The 15,476-nt window shown below is 73.1% G+C and carries 14 protein-coding genes; 5 read left to right on the plus strand and 9 right to left on the minus strand.

The window, feature by feature from the left end; genetic code table 11:
- Positions 1–27: 27 nt before the first annotated feature.
- Positions 28–1,170, plus strand: coding sequence for a serine hydrolase domain-containing protein (locus tag ACIBHY_RS35605; RefSeq protein WP_397254578.1), 1,143 nt, complete (start codon positions 28–30; stop codon positions 1,168–1,170).
- On the opposite strand, the gene ACIBHY_RS35610 is transcribed toward ACIBHY_RS35605, so the two are convergent.
- Positions 1,163–2,557, minus strand: coding sequence for an MFS transporter (locus ACIBHY_RS35610; RefSeq protein WP_397308983.1), 1,395 nt, complete (start codon positions 2,555–2,557; stop codon positions 1,163–1,165). The genes ACIBHY_RS35605 and ACIBHY_RS35610 overlap by 8 nt on opposite strands.
- A 69-nt stretch (positions 2,558–2,626) precedes the next feature.
- Here ACIBHY_RS35610 and ACIBHY_RS35615 point away from each other — a divergent pair, with 69 nt between their 5' ends.
- Complete coding sequence (locus ACIBHY_RS35615; protein WP_397254581.1) at positions 2,627–3,253, plus strand: TetR/AcrR family transcriptional regulator; 627 nt, start codon at positions 2,627–2,629, stop codon at positions 3,251–3,253.
- Here the strand turns inward: ACIBHY_RS35615 and ACIBHY_RS35620 are convergent.
- The 3 genes from ACIBHY_RS35620 to ACIBHY_RS35630 are packed head-to-tail and all read right to left on the minus strand — an operon-like array spanning position 3,250 to position 6,465.
- On the minus strand, positions 3,250–3,993 hold the full coding sequence (locus tag ACIBHY_RS35620; protein ID WP_397254583.1) for an SDR family NAD(P)-dependent oxidoreductase: 744 nt from the start codon (positions 3,991–3,993) through the stop codon (positions 3,250–3,252). The genes ACIBHY_RS35615 and ACIBHY_RS35620 overlap by 4 nt on opposite strands.
- Positions 3,990–4,841 carry an SDR family NAD(P)-dependent oxidoreductase gene (locus ACIBHY_RS35625; RefSeq protein WP_397254585.1) on the minus strand — a complete coding sequence of 284 codons (852 nt, stop codon included), beginning with the start codon at positions 4,839–4,841 and terminating at the stop codon, positions 3,990–3,992. Before ACIBHY_RS35625 ends, ACIBHY_RS35620 begins: the two co-directional genes overlap by 4 nt.
- Positions 4,842–4,863: 22 nt before the next feature.
- Positions 4,864–6,465 (minus strand): AMP-binding protein, encoded by a 1,602-nt coding sequence (locus ACIBHY_RS35630; RefSeq protein WP_397308984.1) that lies wholly within the window; start codon positions 6,463–6,465, stop codon positions 4,864–4,866.
- Between the two features lie 124 nt (positions 6,466–6,589).
- Here ACIBHY_RS35630 and ACIBHY_RS35635 point away from each other — a divergent pair, with 124 nt between their 5' ends.
- Both ACIBHY_RS35635 and ACIBHY_RS35640 read left to right on the plus strand, forming a co-directional pair.
- On the plus strand, positions 6,590–7,918 hold the full coding sequence (locus ACIBHY_RS35635) for a flavin monoamine oxidase family protein (RefSeq protein ID WP_397308985.1): 1,329 nt from the start codon (positions 6,590–6,592) through the stop codon (positions 7,916–7,918).
- 9 nt (positions 7,919–7,927) lie between these two features.
- Positions 7,928–8,251 carry a cupin domain-containing protein gene (locus tag ACIBHY_RS35640; RefSeq protein ID WP_397254591.1) on the plus strand — a complete coding sequence of 108 codons (324 nt, stop codon included), beginning with the start codon at positions 7,928–7,930 and terminating at the stop codon, positions 8,249–8,251.
- Positions 8,252–8,267: 16 nt separating this feature from the next.
- Here ACIBHY_RS35640 and ACIBHY_RS35645 read toward each other — a convergent pair whose 3' ends face one another.
- From ACIBHY_RS35645 to ACIBHY_RS35665, 5 genes are read right to left on the minus strand one after another with little or no spacing between them, the layout of a single operon-like run.
- The gene (locus ACIBHY_RS35645; RefSeq protein WP_397254593.1) at positions 8,268–9,884 is read right to left on the minus strand and encodes an AMP-binding protein; all 1,617 of its coding nucleotides are present in this window, start codon (positions 9,882–9,884) and stop codon (positions 8,268–8,270) included.
- The gene (locus tag ACIBHY_RS35650; protein WP_397254595.1) at positions 9,881–10,840 is read right to left on the minus strand and encodes an amidohydrolase family protein; all 960 of its coding nucleotides are present in this window, start codon (positions 10,838–10,840) and stop codon (positions 9,881–9,883) included. Before ACIBHY_RS35650 ends, ACIBHY_RS35645 begins: the two co-directional genes overlap by 4 nt.
- A complete protein-coding gene (locus tag ACIBHY_RS35655; protein WP_397254597.1) occupies positions 10,837–12,024 on the minus strand; it encodes an acetyl-CoA acetyltransferase in 1,188 nt (395 codons plus the stop codon). The genes ACIBHY_RS35650 and ACIBHY_RS35655 overlap by 4 nt, the downstream gene beginning before the upstream one ends.
- Positions 12,024–13,439 carry a 3-oxoacyl-[acyl-carrier-protein] synthase III C-terminal domain-containing protein gene (locus tag ACIBHY_RS35660; RefSeq protein WP_397308986.1) on the minus strand — a complete coding sequence of 472 codons (1,416 nt, stop codon included), beginning with the start codon at positions 13,437–13,439 and terminating at the stop codon, positions 12,024–12,026. Before ACIBHY_RS35660 ends, ACIBHY_RS35655 begins: the two co-directional genes overlap by 1 nt.
- 35 nt (positions 13,440–13,474) lie before the next feature.
- Entirely contained in the window at positions 13,475–14,449 is a 975-nt protein-coding gene (locus ACIBHY_RS35665; RefSeq protein WP_397308987.1) for an amidohydrolase family protein, read from the minus strand.
- Positions 14,450–14,478: 29 nt separating this feature from the next.
- On the opposite strand from ACIBHY_RS35665, the gene ACIBHY_RS35670 reads away from it, so the two are divergent.
- The gene (locus ACIBHY_RS35670; protein WP_397254603.1) at positions 14,479–15,441 is read left to right on the plus strand and encodes an AraC family transcriptional regulator; all 963 of its coding nucleotides are present in this window, start codon (positions 14,479–14,481) and stop codon (positions 15,439–15,441) included.
- Positions 15,442–15,476: the final 35 nt, after the last annotated feature.

A 15,476-nucleotide genomic window follows, 5' to 3' on the forward strand; every position in this document is an offset into this window, starting at 1 on the left:
CTGAGAAACGCTCGAAAGGACACCGACATGACGATCTTCAAGGCCGGACTGCTTCTCTCCGCCGTGGTTATGACCGCTACCGCGCTCGCATCCCCGGCTGAGGCCGCCCACGACCGCGCCGACGTGCGGCGCTCGCTTGAGCGGGCCGTCGAGGGCGGGGCGCCCGGCATGGTCGCCGAGATCCGCGACCACCGCGGACGCTGGTTCGGCTCGGCGGGCGTGGCCGACCTCAAGACCGGTGAGGAGCGCCGCTCCGGCGAGCGGTTCCGGATCGGGAGCACGACCAAGACGTTCACCGCGCTGCTGGTCCTGCAACTGGCCGCCGAGGGCAGCCTGAGCCTCGACGACAGCGTGGACACGTGGCTGCCCGGCCTGGTGCGGGGCAACGGCTACGACGGGCGCGAGATCACCATCCGGCAGCTGCTCAACCACACCAGCGGCATCTTCAACTACGGCAACGACGCGGAGCTGATGAAGACGGCCGTGGGCGCCGCCTGGTACGAGCACCGCTTCGACGCCTACACGCCCGCGGAGCTGGTGAAGATCGGCCTGTCCAACCCGCCCTACTTCGCCCCCGGCGCCGGGTTCGGCTACTCCAACACCAACTACTACCTGGCCGCCATGATCATCGAGAGGATCACCGGCCGGAGCTACGGCGACGAGCTTGAGCGCCGCGTCCTGCGCCCGCTGGGACTGTCCCGCACCTACCTGCCCGGCCGCGACACGAAGATCCGCGGCGAGCACCCCGTCCACCACTCCACGCTGTTCTCCATGGACGCCGATCCCGAGATCCACGACGCCACCGAGATGAACCAGTCCTTCGCCTGGGCCGCGGGCGGCATCGTCTCCACCACCGGCGACCTGCAGCGCTTCTTCGGCGCGCTGCTGGCGGGCAAGCTGCTGCCCGCCGCGCAGCAGCGCGAGATGTTCACCACCGTGGCCACCCAGGGCGGCCCGCCGTGGATCCCCCACACCCGCTACGGGCTGGGCGTCTTCTCCCAGGAACTGCCGGGTGGCGTCACGCTCTGGGGGAACGGCGGCGCCACCTACGGCTCCTGGACCTTCGCCATGGGCACCCGCGACGGCGGCCGCCTGCTCACCACTCAGATCAACGGCGACTGGAGCGGCCTGGCCCCCTTCGACGACCTGTTCACCGCCGCGTTCAGCTGACCCGCCCCCCGAGGAGACCCGCCGAGCCGTCGGCGGGTCTCTTCTCTTTGGGCACGGCGAACGCCCCCACCAGAGCGAGTACCGCCGCACCCGCCCCGAGCACGAAGGCCAGGCCGAAGCCCGCCTCGGCGGGTACGCCGGTCGCGGGGTCGAGGCGGGCGGCCAGGATCGACAGCCCGGCCTGACTGCCCAGCGTCTCCCCGAGGGTCCTCGCCAGGGTGCTGATGCCCGTGGACACCCCGGTCTCGCCTGGGGCGACCGCCCGGACGATCAGGCTGGTCATGGCGGTGAACGCGAGGCCGTACCCGACTCCCATGACGGCGCCGGCGGCCATGAGCTGCCACGGCTCGCGGTGCCACAGGGCCAGAGCGGCGACGGACAGGGCCATGAGGAGAGCGCCCCCGATGATCACGGCCCTGGGCGGCAGGACCCGCTCCAGCGCCCCGGCGGCCGGGCCGGCGACGAGGAAGGCCAGCGCGGTGGGCAGCAGGTACAGGCCGGCCTGGGCGGTGGTGCCGCCGAAGCCGTACCCCGTCTCGACGGGGAGCGTCACCAGCTGGGGGACCACGACGAAGACCACCACGCTGGAGAAGCCGACCGCCAGGGCGATCAGCGACGGCGCCAGCACCACCCGGCGGCGCAGCAGCGCCATGTCGACGAACGGCCGCGGGTGGCGGGACTCGTACCGGATCCATCCGGCGGCGCCGGCGACGGCGAAGGCGAGCAGCGGCGTGACGCGCCAGGACAGCCAGCCGTCGTCGGCGGCGTAGGTGACCGACAGCAGCAGGGCCACGACCGAGGCGGCGAACAGCAGGACCCCGCCGACGTCGAGCGCGCCGCCGAGGCGGAGGTCGGAGCCGGGGATGACCAGCCGCGCGGCCACGGTCGCGACGAGCATCGCCGCCCCGGCGCCGAGCAGCCAGCGGTGCGAGAAGGCGTCGGCCAGGCCGCCGCCGACCAGGTAGCCGATGAGCCCGCCCGCGGTGGCCACGCCGCCGATCGTGCCGATGGCGACGCCGACGGAGCGCGCCGGCAGAACCTCGCGGGCCAGCCCGTACGCCAGCGGGTAGATCCCGGCTCCCACACCGAGCAGGAGCTGACCGGCGATCATCACCGGCAGGCCCGGGGCCAGGCCCGACACCAGGGCGCCGGCGGCCATGATGGCGAAGGTCCAGGTGACCACGCGCCGCTTGCCGTACATGTCGCCCAGGCGCCCGGCGACCGGGGTCGCGATCGAGGCGGCGAGGAGGAAGCCGGTGAACAGCCACGCGGCGGCGGACGGCGAGGCGCCGAGATCGGCCTGGAAGCGTACGAGGCCGGGCACGATGGCCGAGCCGAGCGTCGTGTAGATCAACACCCCGGCCAGCAGAACGAGTAGCGTCGGCATACGAAGGCCTCCTGTATGAACGTTTATGCACTACGATGAAGAGGTCACCCAGAAACCTGAGGAGAGTCCGTGCCGCCTCGCTCGCGCGCCACCGTCGCGACGCCCGTCAAGAAGCCGCCGGCGGAGCGCATCCTGGCCGCCGCGGAGGAGCTGTTCTTCACCCAGGGCTTCAAGGGCACGAGCGTCAGGGACATCACGGCGGCCAGCGGCCTGACGCCCGCCGCGCTCTACAACCACTTCCCCTCCAAGGAAGAGGTCCTGTTCACGCTGGTCAGCAGGGCGACGGACGAGGGTGAGCGCATGCTCAACGACGCGGTCGCCGACGCGGCGGCCGACCCGGAGAGCCAGCTGAGGGCGCTGGCGTACGCCTCGGCCCTCTTCCATGCCCGCCACCGCGCCTCGGCCATGATCGCCACGTTCGAGTACGTCCATCTGCCCGAGGCCCAGCGGGCGGTCATCGTCGAGCGCCGCCGCGGCCTGCGGACCCGGCTGGAGCGCACGCTGGAGCACGGCGTGCGTTCGGGGGTCTTCGAGCTGCCCGCCATGCGCGGTGACGCGACGAAGCTCACCGCCACGGCGATCGTCAACCTGGTTCTGCGGGCGACCGAGTTCTTCGGCCCGTTCCCGGCGGTCAAGGACGAGGAGCTGGCCGGGCTCCACGCCGACCTGGCCTGCCGGATGGTGCTGGCGCGCTAGGCGCGTACCCAGCCGCCGTCGACGAAGAGGGCCTGGCCCGTCACGTAACGGGCCTCTTCCGACGCCAGCCAGCAGACCGCGTTCGCGATCTCCTCCGGCCTGCCCATCCTGGCGATCGGCTGGGTGGCCGTCTGTTTGGCGGCGATCTCCCGCAGGTTGCCGTGGTCGGCCATCTCGGTGTCGACGAAGCCGGGGCAGACGGCGTTCGCGCGGATGCCGCTGCGGCCGAGCTCGACGGCGAGCGCCCTGGTCAGCGAGAGCAGGCCGCCCTTGGAGGCGTCGTAGGCGATCTGCCCGAAGAAGCCGATCACGGCCACGGAGCAGATGTTGACGATCGCGCCCGCGCCCGAGCGCGCGAGGTGGTCGAGCGCCGCCTGGCTGAGGACGAACGGGGCGCGCAGGTTGACCGCGAGCACCCGGTCCCAGTCCTCCAGCGTGTAGTCGCGGATCTTGGCGCGGGCGCCGGTGGCGGCGTTGTTGACCAGGATGTCGAGTCCGCCGAGCCGGTCGGCCGCCTGCGCGACGACGGCCTTGGCCGCGCCGGCGTCGGAGACGTCGGCCTCCTGGACGATCCCCTTCCCGCCGTCGCGCTCGATCCGCGCGAGCGTCGCCCGCGCGCCCTCGGCGTCAAGGTCGCACAGGGCGACCCGCGCGCCTTCCGCCGCCATCCGGGTGGCGATGGCGGCGCCGATGCCGCGGGCCGCTCCCGTGATCAATGCGGTACGGCCGGCCAGAGTCATGCCCCGCCTCCTTCCGTGATCGGTGTCTCCAGGTGGCGCAGCCGCCATTCGGTCCGCCCGCGGCGCCGGTAGTCGGTGGTGAACCAACGCGGCACGTTGTGGGTGGCGCCGCCGTCCACGAGGTGCGCGGCCCCGGTGACGTAGGAGCTGTCGTCCCCGGCGAGGAACGCGACGGCGGCGGCCACGTCCTCGGGGCGCCCGACCCGACCGAGCGGCGTCTGCGACTCGATGAGCCGGTCCATGCCCTGCTCCAGCAGGTTCTTGGTCATCGCGGTGTCCGTGACCCCCGGCATGACCGCGTTGACCCGCACGCCGTGGGCGCCGAGTTCGCCGGCCATGACCTGGACCAGCATGTTGAGCGCGGCCTTGGTGGCGCAGTAGGCGGAGAACAGGGCGGCGGGGGCGACCGCGCCGTTGGAGGAGTTGACGATGATCGATCCGCCGCGGCCGCCGTCGGCCATGTGCCTGGCGGCGGTCTGGCACACCAGGAAGGTGCCGGTCAGGTTGACGGCGACGTGCCGGTTCCAGGTGTCAAGCGGCAGGTCGATGAAGGCGTCGACGCGGCCCCAGCCGGCGTTGGCGAAGCAGATGTCGAGTCCGCCGTGCGCTTCCACCGTCTCGGCGAAGACCCGCTCGACCTGCTCGGGGTCGGTCTGGTCCATCGTGGCCGCCCGTACGGCGAGGCCTTCGCCGCGCAGGCCGGTGGCCACGCGTTCGGCGGCCGCGCCGTCCCGGTCGGCCACGACGACCGCGGCGCCTTGCCCGGCGAGCTTGCGCGCGGTGGCGGCGCCGATCCCGCCCGCGCCGCCGGTGATCAGCGCGACCCGGTCGCGCAGTGGGGTGTGCATAAGCGTCTCCATGAATAATCGTTCATACTTGCTTGAGGCGGGTGCGGCGGACTTTGAGCCCGGCGGCCTCGCGGTCCCAGGTGTCGGGCGTGACGCCCTCGCGGCGCAGGCGCCGCTTCTCGATCTTGCTGGTGGGGGTCTTGGGCAGCTCGCCCAGCACGCGCACGTACCGGGGCACCATGAAGTGCGGGAGCCGTTCCACGAGAAACTCCAGGAGGTCGCGCGGGTCGAGACGCGCGCCGTCGACGGGCGCCACGGCCGCGAGCACGTCGTCCTCCCCGTCCCCGCTCGGCACCGCGACGGCCGCGGCCTCCCGGACCGCCGGATGGCGCAGGATCTCCGCCTCGACCTCGCTGGAGGAGATGTTCTCCCCGCGCCGCCTGATCGCGTCCTTGATCCGGTCGACGAAGAAGTGGTCGCCGTGCTCGTCCCTGCGGAAGGCGTCGCCGGTGTGGAACCAGCCGTTGCGCCAGGCCGCCGCCGTCGCCTCGGGGGCGCCGAGGTAGCCGCTGGTCATCGCCCAGGGCAGGTCGGTGCGGATGACGAGCTCGCCGATCTCCCCCTGCGGGACCTCCTGGTCGTGGGCGTCGACCACGCGCACCTGGACGCCAGGCCGCGGGCGGCCGCAGCTGCCCGGTGTGGCCGGGTTGAGCTCGGAGACGAGCGGCACGCTCACCTCGGTCATGTTGAACACCGTGAGGATGTCGCAGCCGAAGCGGCGGGCGAACTCCCCCGCGTTGTCCGTGAGCGGGACCAGGTAGACCAGCCGGAGCGTGGTGTCGCGCTCGCCCGGCCGGGGCGGCTGCTTGAGCAGGAACGTCGCCATGACGCCGAGGAGCGTGCAGCAGGTCGCGCCGGTGCGCTCGATGACGTCCCAGAACGAGCTCGTGTCGAAGGACTCGACCAGCACCACGGACGCGCCGACGATCAGCGCGCCCGCGATGTCCTGCAGCCCGCCGCCGTGGAAGATCGGCAGGCTGGTGAGGCAGCGGTCGTCTGCCGACAGGTGCTCCTCGACGGCGGTGACGGTGGCCCACAGGTGTACGTAGGAGGAGATCACGCCCTTGGAGGGGCCGGTGGTGCCCGAGGTGAAGATCACCGCGTACGGATCCCAGGGCTGGGCCGGGCACTCCTCGGGCTCCTCAAGCTCCGCGGGATGCAGAACGGCGACGCCGTGCGCGGCGACCCCCGACAGAGGCGCGCACGGGCCGCCGGCCACGACGACGTGCTCCACCCCGGCCAGGTCGAGCCCGGCCAGCCGGTCGGCCAGGTCCGCGTGCACGACGACGACCTTCGGCCGGACGAGCGTGAGCACGTGCGCCAGGATGTCGCCGCGGTAGGCGGTGTTGACCGGGACGAACACGGCGCCGAGCTGGTTGGCGCCGAACCACGCGCGCAGGATCTCCGGGCCGTTGGGCAGCCACACGAGCACGTGGTCGCCCGGCTCCACCCCCAGGGAGCGCAGGCCGCTCGCGGCGGAGAGCGTCTCGTCCCAGGCGTCGCCGTACGTCCACGCCGTCCCGTCGGCGAAGGCGACGAAGGGCCGGTCGGGCTCCTGGCGTGCCCGATCCCGCAGAAGCAGCGGAAGCACGCACTGTTCGCGGGGTGGGAGCTTCGCTGTCATCGCTCTCCCTGAACGGTGGCAAATGTATGAACGTTTGTATAGCATGCTGCCATTCACACAGACAATACCTGGCCAAATAACCATCAGTCAGTCATGTACGATCGTTCATATTGAGGAGTCGCGGATGATCGAGAAGACCGCTGACGCCGTCGTGGTCGGCGGCGGCCTGTCCGGCCTCACCGCCGCCTACCGGCTGGCCTCCGGCGGCGTGGACACGGTCGTCCTCGAAGCGGGCGAACGCGTCGGCGGCCGCGTGTGGAACATCCCCCTCACCGGCGGCAAGGCCACCGAGGCCGGCGCCATGTACGTGTGCGCGAGCCAACGGGAGATCCTCACCCTCGCGGCCGAACTGGGCGTCGAGCTCTTCCCCTCTTACAAGGACGGCCTCGGCGTCGCCCACCTGGGCGGCCGCCGCTTCGAGTACGCGGACGGCCTGCCCGGCCTGCCCCGTGACGCGGTCCGCGAGTACGCCGGAGCGCTCAAGGCCATGGAGCGCACCGACCACGACGACCCGCGCCACGACACCCTCGACCTCGCCGCCTGGCGGGACGAGCAGATCCACGACCCGCTGGCCAGGCAGTTGTTCGACAGCTCGGTCTCCGCGTGGTTCGCCGCGCCGCCGGACGAGATCTCCTTCGCCTACGCGCTGCACGCCACCGCGACCTGCGGCGGGATCCGGCCGATGCTGCGCGACCAGGACTCCGTGCTGAGGTTCGCCGCCGGGTCGCAGGCGCTGCCCGACGCGCTGGCGGCGTACCTGGGCGAGCGGGTGTGCCTCGGCGAACCGGTCCGCGAGGTCGAGCGGGACGGGAGCGGCATCGTGGTCGGCACGCCCGGCCTGCGCGTGCGGGCCCGCCGGGTGATCATGGCGATCGGGCCGGCCGCGACCGGGCCCGTCTCCTTCCGTCCCGGGCTGCCGCGCGCGCGGGCGGCGCTGGCCCGCGGCTGGGTGCGGGGGCCGCTCATCAAGACCAACGTGGTCTACGACGAGCCCTTCTGGCGGAACCACGGGCTCTCGGGCTCCGGCTTCACCGATCTGGGCGCGGTGCCCGGCTTCCTGGACGCCTCGCCGCCGGACGGCTCGCCCGGTGTGCTCGCGCTCACCGCCTTCACCTTTTCCGAGCGGCATTTCCGCGGCAACCCGCCGGCCTTCTCCACCGACCATCAGGTACGGCGCGCCGCCACCCTGGAAGCCCTGGCCGCCTGCCTGGGTCCCGAGGCGGCCCGCCCGGTGGCGTACCTGGAGACCGACTGGCGGCGGCAGCCGTACATCTTCGGCTGTCAGGGCGGGCTGCGGCCCGGCGCGCTCACCGCGGCGGGACCCGCGCCGCACACGCCCGCGGACGGCCTGCACTGGGCAGGGACGGAGAGCGCCGACCGGTGGACGGGCTGGATGAACGGCGCGGTCCGGGCGGGCGAGCGCTGCGCCCGCGAGGTCCTCGACCGGCTCTGAGGAGAGATCATGACCGAGGTCCTGCCGTTCGGCGACGACCCGTCGGGCTACCACGCGGTGCCCTTCGCCAGGAACCTCGCGGTGTCCTTCCCCATGGACACCGCGGGCTTCCTGCGCTTTTCCGGGGATGGGCACCTGCGCGAGTGGACGCTCACCTACGACGAGACGCTGTACGTCATCGAGGGCGAGCTGACCGTGACCGAGGGCGGGCGGGACGTGCGGGTCGCCGCCGGTTCCGCCTGCTTCATCGGCGCGGGCGCGACGGTCGACTATCGTGCGACCGCCGGCACCCGCGCCTTCTTCGTCATCCGTCCACGAGTCATCCGTCCATGAGCCATCCGTCCATGAGTCATCCGTCCGCGGCCGGGAGGCGCTCCCGCCTGACCCGGATGCCGGCCGCCTCGCGATCCCACGTGTCGGCGGTGACCCCGGCGGCGCGCAACAGGTGCTTGCGCACCTTGTTCGTCGGCGTCTTGGGCAGCTCGGCCACGACGCGGACGTAGCGCGGCACCATGTAGTGCGGCATGTGCTCCACGCAGAAGGCCAGGAACCCGGCGGGATCGATCGTCCGGCCTGGGACCGGTGCCACGACCACGAGCACCTCGTCCTCGCCGTGCTCGCTCGGCACCGCGACGGCGGCCACCTCCCTGACCCCGGTGTACGCGGCGGCGCCGGTCTCCAGCTCGAAGGAGGAGATGTTCTCGCCCCGGCGGCGGATGGCGTCCTTGACCCGGTCGACGAAGAAGTACTCGCCGCCCGGCTCACGGCGGAAGGCGTCGCCGGTGTGGAACCAGCCGTTGCGCCAGGCCGCAGCGCTCGCCTCCGGCATCGCGTGGTAGCCGTGGTTCATGGCCCAGGGCGCGGCCGTTCTGACGATCATCTCGCCGGTCTCGCCGTCGGGCACCTCCCGGTCGTGGGCGTCCACCAGCCGCACCTCGACGCCGGCGCGCACCCGGCCACAGGCCCCCGCCCTGTCCGGGTTGCGCTCCGACAGCAGCGGCGTGCTGACCTCGGTCATGTTGAACAGCGTGTAGACGTCGACGCCGAAGCGCCGGGCGAAGTCCTGGGCGTTCTCCCCGAGCGGCACCATGCAGACGGTGCGCAGCGGGTGGTCCCGGTCGTCCGGTCCCGGCTCGCGTGCGGCCAGGAACGAGGTCATGGCGCCCAGCAACGTGCAGGCGGTGGTGCCGGTACGGCGGACCAGTTCCCAGAACGAGCGGGTGTCGAAGCCGTCCACCACCGCCACCGAGGCGCCGGCGTACAGGGCCAGGGCGACGCCGATCGTGCCGCCGCCGTGGAAGAGCGGCAGCTGCACCAGGTAACGGTCCCCCGCGCCGATGACGCCGGCCGATGCGGCCACCGCCGTCGTCCACAGGTGCGCGTACGAGCACAGCACGCCCTTGCTCGCCCCGGTCGTGCCGGAGGTGTAGAGCACGCCGTAGGTGTCCCAGGGTCGCGGCGTGTGCGTCGAGACCCGGCGCGGCGCGGCCGGGAGGTCACCGACCGGCACCGTGTCGAGGCCGGTGACCTCCGGCGCGGTGCGGCCGGGGACCAGCACGGTACGCAGCGCCGCCGTCTCCACCGAGGCCAGCCTGGGCGCCAGAGCGGGATGGACGACCGCGAGCCGGGCGCCGGAGTTGGCCAGCACGTGCTCCAGGAACCTGCCGCGCAGGGCGGTGTTGACCGGCACGTAGACGGCACCGAGCTCGTTGAGCCCGAACCAGGTGCGCAGGGCGTCCGGTCCGTTGGGCAGCCAGGAGACGACGAGGTCGCCGGGCCGTACGCCGTGCTCGTGCAGGATCTCGGCCATGGCCAGGGTCTCGTGGAGCACCCGCGCGCCCGTCCACTCCTCGCCGTCCTGGAAGACGGCGAAGACCTCGCCGGGACGCTCCTCGGCGCGGCGGCGCAGCACCAGGGGCACCACGCACTCCGCGGCCTCGGGGGTCGCGGTGAAGGCGGTGCTCATGCCGCCGTGCCCAGGACGCGGGTGGCGTTGGTGTACAGCCAGCGGCGCACGGTGCCCTCGTCGAGCGGCAGCGCGCGTACCTCGTCGGCCAGTTCGCCCGCGGACATCTCGTGCACCCAGCCGACGCTGCCGAACAGGACCTTGTTCCTGATCGTGGCCCGGCCGTGGGCCAGCAGCGGCTCCCAGCCGGAGCCCGCGGCCGCCATGTGCAGCGGCCGGTGGGTGGAGAACTCCAGGTAGACGTTGGGATGGCGCTGGCAGAGCGCGACCATCTCCATCATCCAGGGCCAGCCGCCGTGACCGGCGACGATCACCAGGTCCGGGTGGGCCCGCGCGATCGCGTCCAGTTGCCGCCACGCGCAGTGGTCCACGGGCACCCGGGGCGAGAGGTTGTGCCCGGCGTGGATCCAGACCGGCACGCCCAGGCGCTCGGCCTCGGCGTAGACCGCCCGGCTGGCGGCCGAGAGCGGGTCGGCGACGTCGGTGAAGTGCGTCACCGACACCCCGCCCATGCCGAGGTCGCCCACGCACCGGCGCATCTCCTTCAGCGCCGCCTGCTCGTCGCGCAGGCTCAGCCCCGCCCAGGCGCGCAGCCGGTCCGGGTGGCGGCGGGCGAAGGCGGCCGCCCGGTCGTTGAGCAGCCCGCCCGAGCGCAGCGGCGTCATGCCGCCGTGGATCACCTGCAGCGCCACCCCACCGGCGGCCAGTTCCTCCACATACCCGTCGATGTCCACGTCCAGCCGGCCGGTGGACAGCAGCAGCCGCACCACCTCGTCCGGTCCGCGCTCCAGCGCCTTCTGGTACGCCGCGTGCCCGACCCCCGCCAGGCCGCAGAACCGCCGCCCGAACAGCCGCAGGTAGTTCGGGCAGTCGGCGGCGAACCAGCTCAGGTACGACTCCCACGACTCGGCGTCGAGCACGACCCCTGCCATGTCGATGACCGCGTTGTCACTCACCGGGAAGGCCCCTCGAGGATGGTGATGAGGCAGACGCATTCGCCGGGATCGCCGCCGATGTTCTGGGTGAGCGCGAGCCTGCGCCCGTTGTCGATCTGCCGCTCCCCGGCCTCGCCGCGCAGCTGCAGCCAGCTCTCGAAGATCATCCTGATGCCGGAGGCGCCGAGCGGGTGACCGAACGCCTTCAGCCCGCCGTCCGGGTTGACCGGCAGCGCGCCGTCGCGGTCGAAGACCCCGCCCACCATGTCCTTCCAGGCGGTGCCGCGGGCGGAGAAACCCAGGTCCTCCATCAGGACGATCTCGGTGATGGTGAAGCAGTCGTGCACCTCGGCGAAGGACAGCTCCGCCCGCGGGTCGCCGATGCCCGCCTGCGCGTACGCGCTGCGCGCCGCGGCCACCGCCTCGGGGAAGGAGGAGAAGTCGTGGCCGGGGTCCATCGCGCCGGTACCCGGGCCGGCCGCCAGGGCCAGCGCCTTCACCAGGACGGGCTTGCCGGTGTAGCGGCGCGCGTCCTCGGTTCTGGTGATCACGACGGCGGCGGCGCCGTCGGCCAGCCCGCCGCAGTCGAGCAGGCTCAGTTTCCCGGCCAGCAGCGGCTGCCGGTCGATCACCTCCTTGGGGATCTCCCGCTGGAAGTAGGCGCGGGGGTTGAGCGCGCCGTTGCGGTGGTTCTTCCACGCGACGTGGGTCATGGCCGCGCGCAGGTCGGCGTCGGCCACGCCGTGGCGCTGGGCGTAGCCGGTGGCCAGGTAGCCGAAGGTGCCGGGGGGCGTGTGCGGCACCGCCGTACCGTCGTCGAAGAACTCGAAGAACGGGATGCCGGCCTGTCCCGAGTCCATGACCTTCTCCACGCCGATCGCCATGACCACGTCGTACGCGCCGGCGGCCACGGCGTAGCAGGCGTTGCGGAAGGCGTCGGAGCCGGTGGCGCAGAAGTTCTCGACCCGGGTGACGGGCTTGTTGTCCAGCTTGAGCGGCTTGGACAGCGCGGTGCCCGCGTGCCCGGAGCCGAACGTGCCCAGCCAGAACGCGTCCACGTCGGCCAGGTCGATGCCCGCCGAGGCGGCGGCCTCGTTGGCGGCGGCGATGAGCAGGTCGTCGGCCCCGGCGTCGCGGCGCTCGCCGAAACGTGTGCATCCGGCGCCCACCACGGCCACTCTGCCGGTGATTCCCCTGTCGGCCATCAGTACTGCTCCCCTCGCTCCGGGCGGGCTTTCCAGTAGTAGTTGTGCACGCCGTCGCGGCTGTGTGTCCTGCGTACGGCCATGCGCACCCGCAGCCCGGTCCGCGCGCCGTCCGGCAGGGTGTCGGTGAACTCGCACTGCAGCCGGCCGCCGCCGTCGAAGTCGACGGTTCCGTAGATCAGCGGCGGGTTCGGCGACCAGGCCAGCCGATCCACGGTGGCGATCGAGACGGTGGCGGGCATGCCGGCCACCGGGTCGGGCCGCATCTGGTCGAGCGCGCGGCAGGCGCCGCACACACGCTGGGGCGGCAGGTGGCGGGTGTCGCAGGCGAGGCAGCGCGAGCCGACGAGGCCGAGCTTCCACGCGCCGATCCGCCGGGCGGCGGGGGCGGCGAGCTGCGGCGGCAGCGGGCGGCGCATGGGCTCGCGAGGCAGGAATCCGCGCCAGGTGGCGTAGGCGGCGTAGCTCAGGTCGTCGCTGGAGTGCTCGATCTGGGCGGCGGTCGGCCAGGCGCTGCGCCGTCGGGCGAGCAGGTCGGTGGTGCGGAACAGGAGCGCGTCGGCGCCTTCGGTCAGGGCCACGAGCGCGATCACCTCCCCCGGTCCCGCCCGGTCCAGGATCGCGGCCAGCCGCAGCGCCGGGTGGGCGGTGCCGGTCTCGCCGACCGAGTCGAGCAGGTCGTCGGCCGCCGCGTGCTCCTCGACGCCGGCCGCGGCGCGTACCGCGGCGGCGATCCGCCTGCTCGCGCCGGTGACGACGAGGTGGTCGATGTCGGCCGCGGTCAGTCCGGCGGACTTCAGCGCCTCCTCCAGCACCTGCCGCCCGGCGGGCACGTGGACCTCTTCGACGAAGCGGTCCTCCCAGTGGCGGGAGTGCCGCTCGCCCGGCTCGCGCCACCGGCTCAGGAACTCCTCGGTTCTGGCCGCGTCGCCGATCCACTCCGCCACGACCTCTCCGTCGGCGCCCACGACGAGCGCCGCGGCGCCGTCGCCGCCGTCGCGCTCGTCGGCGCCGCCGGGCAGGCCGGCGCGGATGTCGGACAGGACGACGAGTGTGGGCGGGCCCGCGTGCAGTCCGGCCCGCAGGGCGCCGACGCCTGAGCGCACCGCGCCGCCCATGTCGACGGCGGGCACAGACGGGTCGAGCGACAGCACCGCGTGGATGGCGGCGGCGTTGGACCTGTCCAGGTAGACCGGGTCCGCGGTGGCGAAGTAGAGACCCCGCACCTCCTCCGGTCCCGGCAGGCCGTGCAACGCCACCCTGGCCGCCTCCGCGCCCATGGTGGTGGTGTCCTCGTCGTAGGAGGCGACCGTCCTGGAGCCGGTCGCCGGCCTGGAGCCGAGCGCCTCCCCGATGCGCGAGCGGCGGATCCGGTGCGCAGGGAGGTAGCCCCCGTACGCCATGATTCCAGCCAAGATTGAACTCCTTGCTCTATGAACGTTCATTCATATTAAGCATCCGGAGCCGGGATGGCCAGGGGCAGGCCGAGAAGAGCCGCCGCGTTGTCGTGCAGCCAGGCCCGCTCGTGCCGTTCCTCCAGGCCCAGCCCGCGCACGGCGGCGATCGCGCGCTCTTGCGTAGAGGCGTGGGTCCAGGCCGCGCTGCCGAACACCACCCGGTGGCGCAGCGCCCCCCGCAGATGGAACAGCAGCGGCTCCCACCCGGAGCCGGGTACCGCCATCGCCCGCGGGTCGTGCCCCGAGGTGTCGAGATAGACGTTGGGCTGGCGCATCATCACCGCCACCAGCTCTCCCACGTACGGCCAGCCGCCGTGCCCGGCCACGACCGGCATCCCCGGATAGCGCCCGGCGACCAGGTCAAGCTCGGCCGGGGTGGTCATCGGGCTGGTGCGCGACAGGTTCAGCCCGCAGTGCAGCCACAGCGGCAGCCCCAGGCCGGCGACGTGCCGGTAGACCAGGTGGCTCGCGGGGTCGTCGGCGGGCACGCCGGCGGCGAAGGGCAGCATGACCACCCCGCGCATGCCGAGCGCCACACAGCGGTCGATCTCGGCGACCGCCGCCGCCGGGTCGCGCGCGTCGACGCCGCACCAGCCGCTCAGCAGGTCCGGATGCCGGGCGGCGCGCGCGGCCACCCGGTCGTTCACGCTCTCGCCGCCGGGCAGGCGGTAGGGGGAGCCGTGCAGCACCTGGTGGCGGACGCCGGCGGCGCGCAGCCGTTCCACGTGGGCGCCGGGGTCGACGGCCAGCCCGCCGGCCAGCGCGGCGAGGGCCCGCGCGGGATCGCGGGCGAGCTGGTCGCGTACGCCCGCCGGGTCCAGGCCCGCCACCACGCTCATGGCGCCCGCCAGGAACTCCAGGAAGTGCGGCGCGTCCGCCGACAGCCCGCGCAGCAGCGCCAGCCATGAACCGGAGTCGTGGACGCCGTCACAGATGTCAATGACGGGATTCTCTGTATGAACACTCATTTATATGATGGTGGCAGAAAGGGGCCGACATGGACAGACGGATCTCGGGACGGCTCGTACACGCCTGCCTCGCCGGCGCCCGGCGCCGCGGCCTCGACGTCGGCCGGGCGCTCGCCCGCGCGGACATCGAGCCGGAGGCCCGCACGGTCACCACGCGGCAGTACGCCCGCCTGGTCCGGCACCTCTGGACCGCCCTCGACGACGAGTTGCTCGGGTTCGGCCCTGCCCCGAGCCGGCTCGGCACCTTCGCGACCATGGCGGCGCTCGCCGTGCACGGCCACGACCTGCGCACCGCGCTGCTGCGCGGGGCCGCCTTCTACGACCTGTTCGCCATCGGGGTGACGATCAGGCTGGTGGAGAGCGGGCGGGAGGCGCGGCTGGAGTTCACGCTGACCGGGTTCCCGCAGCCTGCCGATCACCTGGTCGAGCTTGTGCTGGGGGCGTGGCATCGGTTCGCCGGCTGGCTGGTCGGGGGCGGGCTGGAGCTGCGGCGAGCGGAGTTTCCGCATGGGCGGCCGCCGTACGTGCTGGAGTACGACGCGTTCTACGGGTGCGGGTGCCTGTTCGGGCGGGCGCGGCCCGCGATCGGGTTCGACCGGGCGGCGCTCGACCGGCCGGTGCTGCGCGACGAGGCGGCGCTGACGCCGTTCCTGCGGCGCTACCCGGCCGAGCTGGTCGAGCGCGGAGACTACTCGGGCGACGTCGCCGGGCAGGTCAGGAAGGTGCTCGCCGAAGGCCGTCCCGACCTGGCCTCGACCGCCGCCCGGCTGGCCGTCAGCCCCGCCGGCCTACGGCACCGCCTGCGCGCCGAGGGCACCTCCTACCAGCGCGTACGCGACCGGTTCAGGCGGGACGCCGCGGTGTCCGCGCTGGCCCGCGGCGACCTGTCCATCGAGGAGCTGAGCAGGCGGCTCGGGTTCTCGGAGCCGAGCGCGTTCCACCGCGCGTTCAAACGCTGGACCGGCACCACCCCGCGCGCCTACCGGCCATAGGGAGAGCCCGCTGGGGGACGCCAGGGTCAGGCATC

This window comes from Nonomuraea sp. NPDC050547 (assembly GCF_044457345.1).
GTDB lineage: Bacteria > Actinomycetota > Actinomycetes > Streptosporangiales > Streptosporangiaceae > Nonomuraea.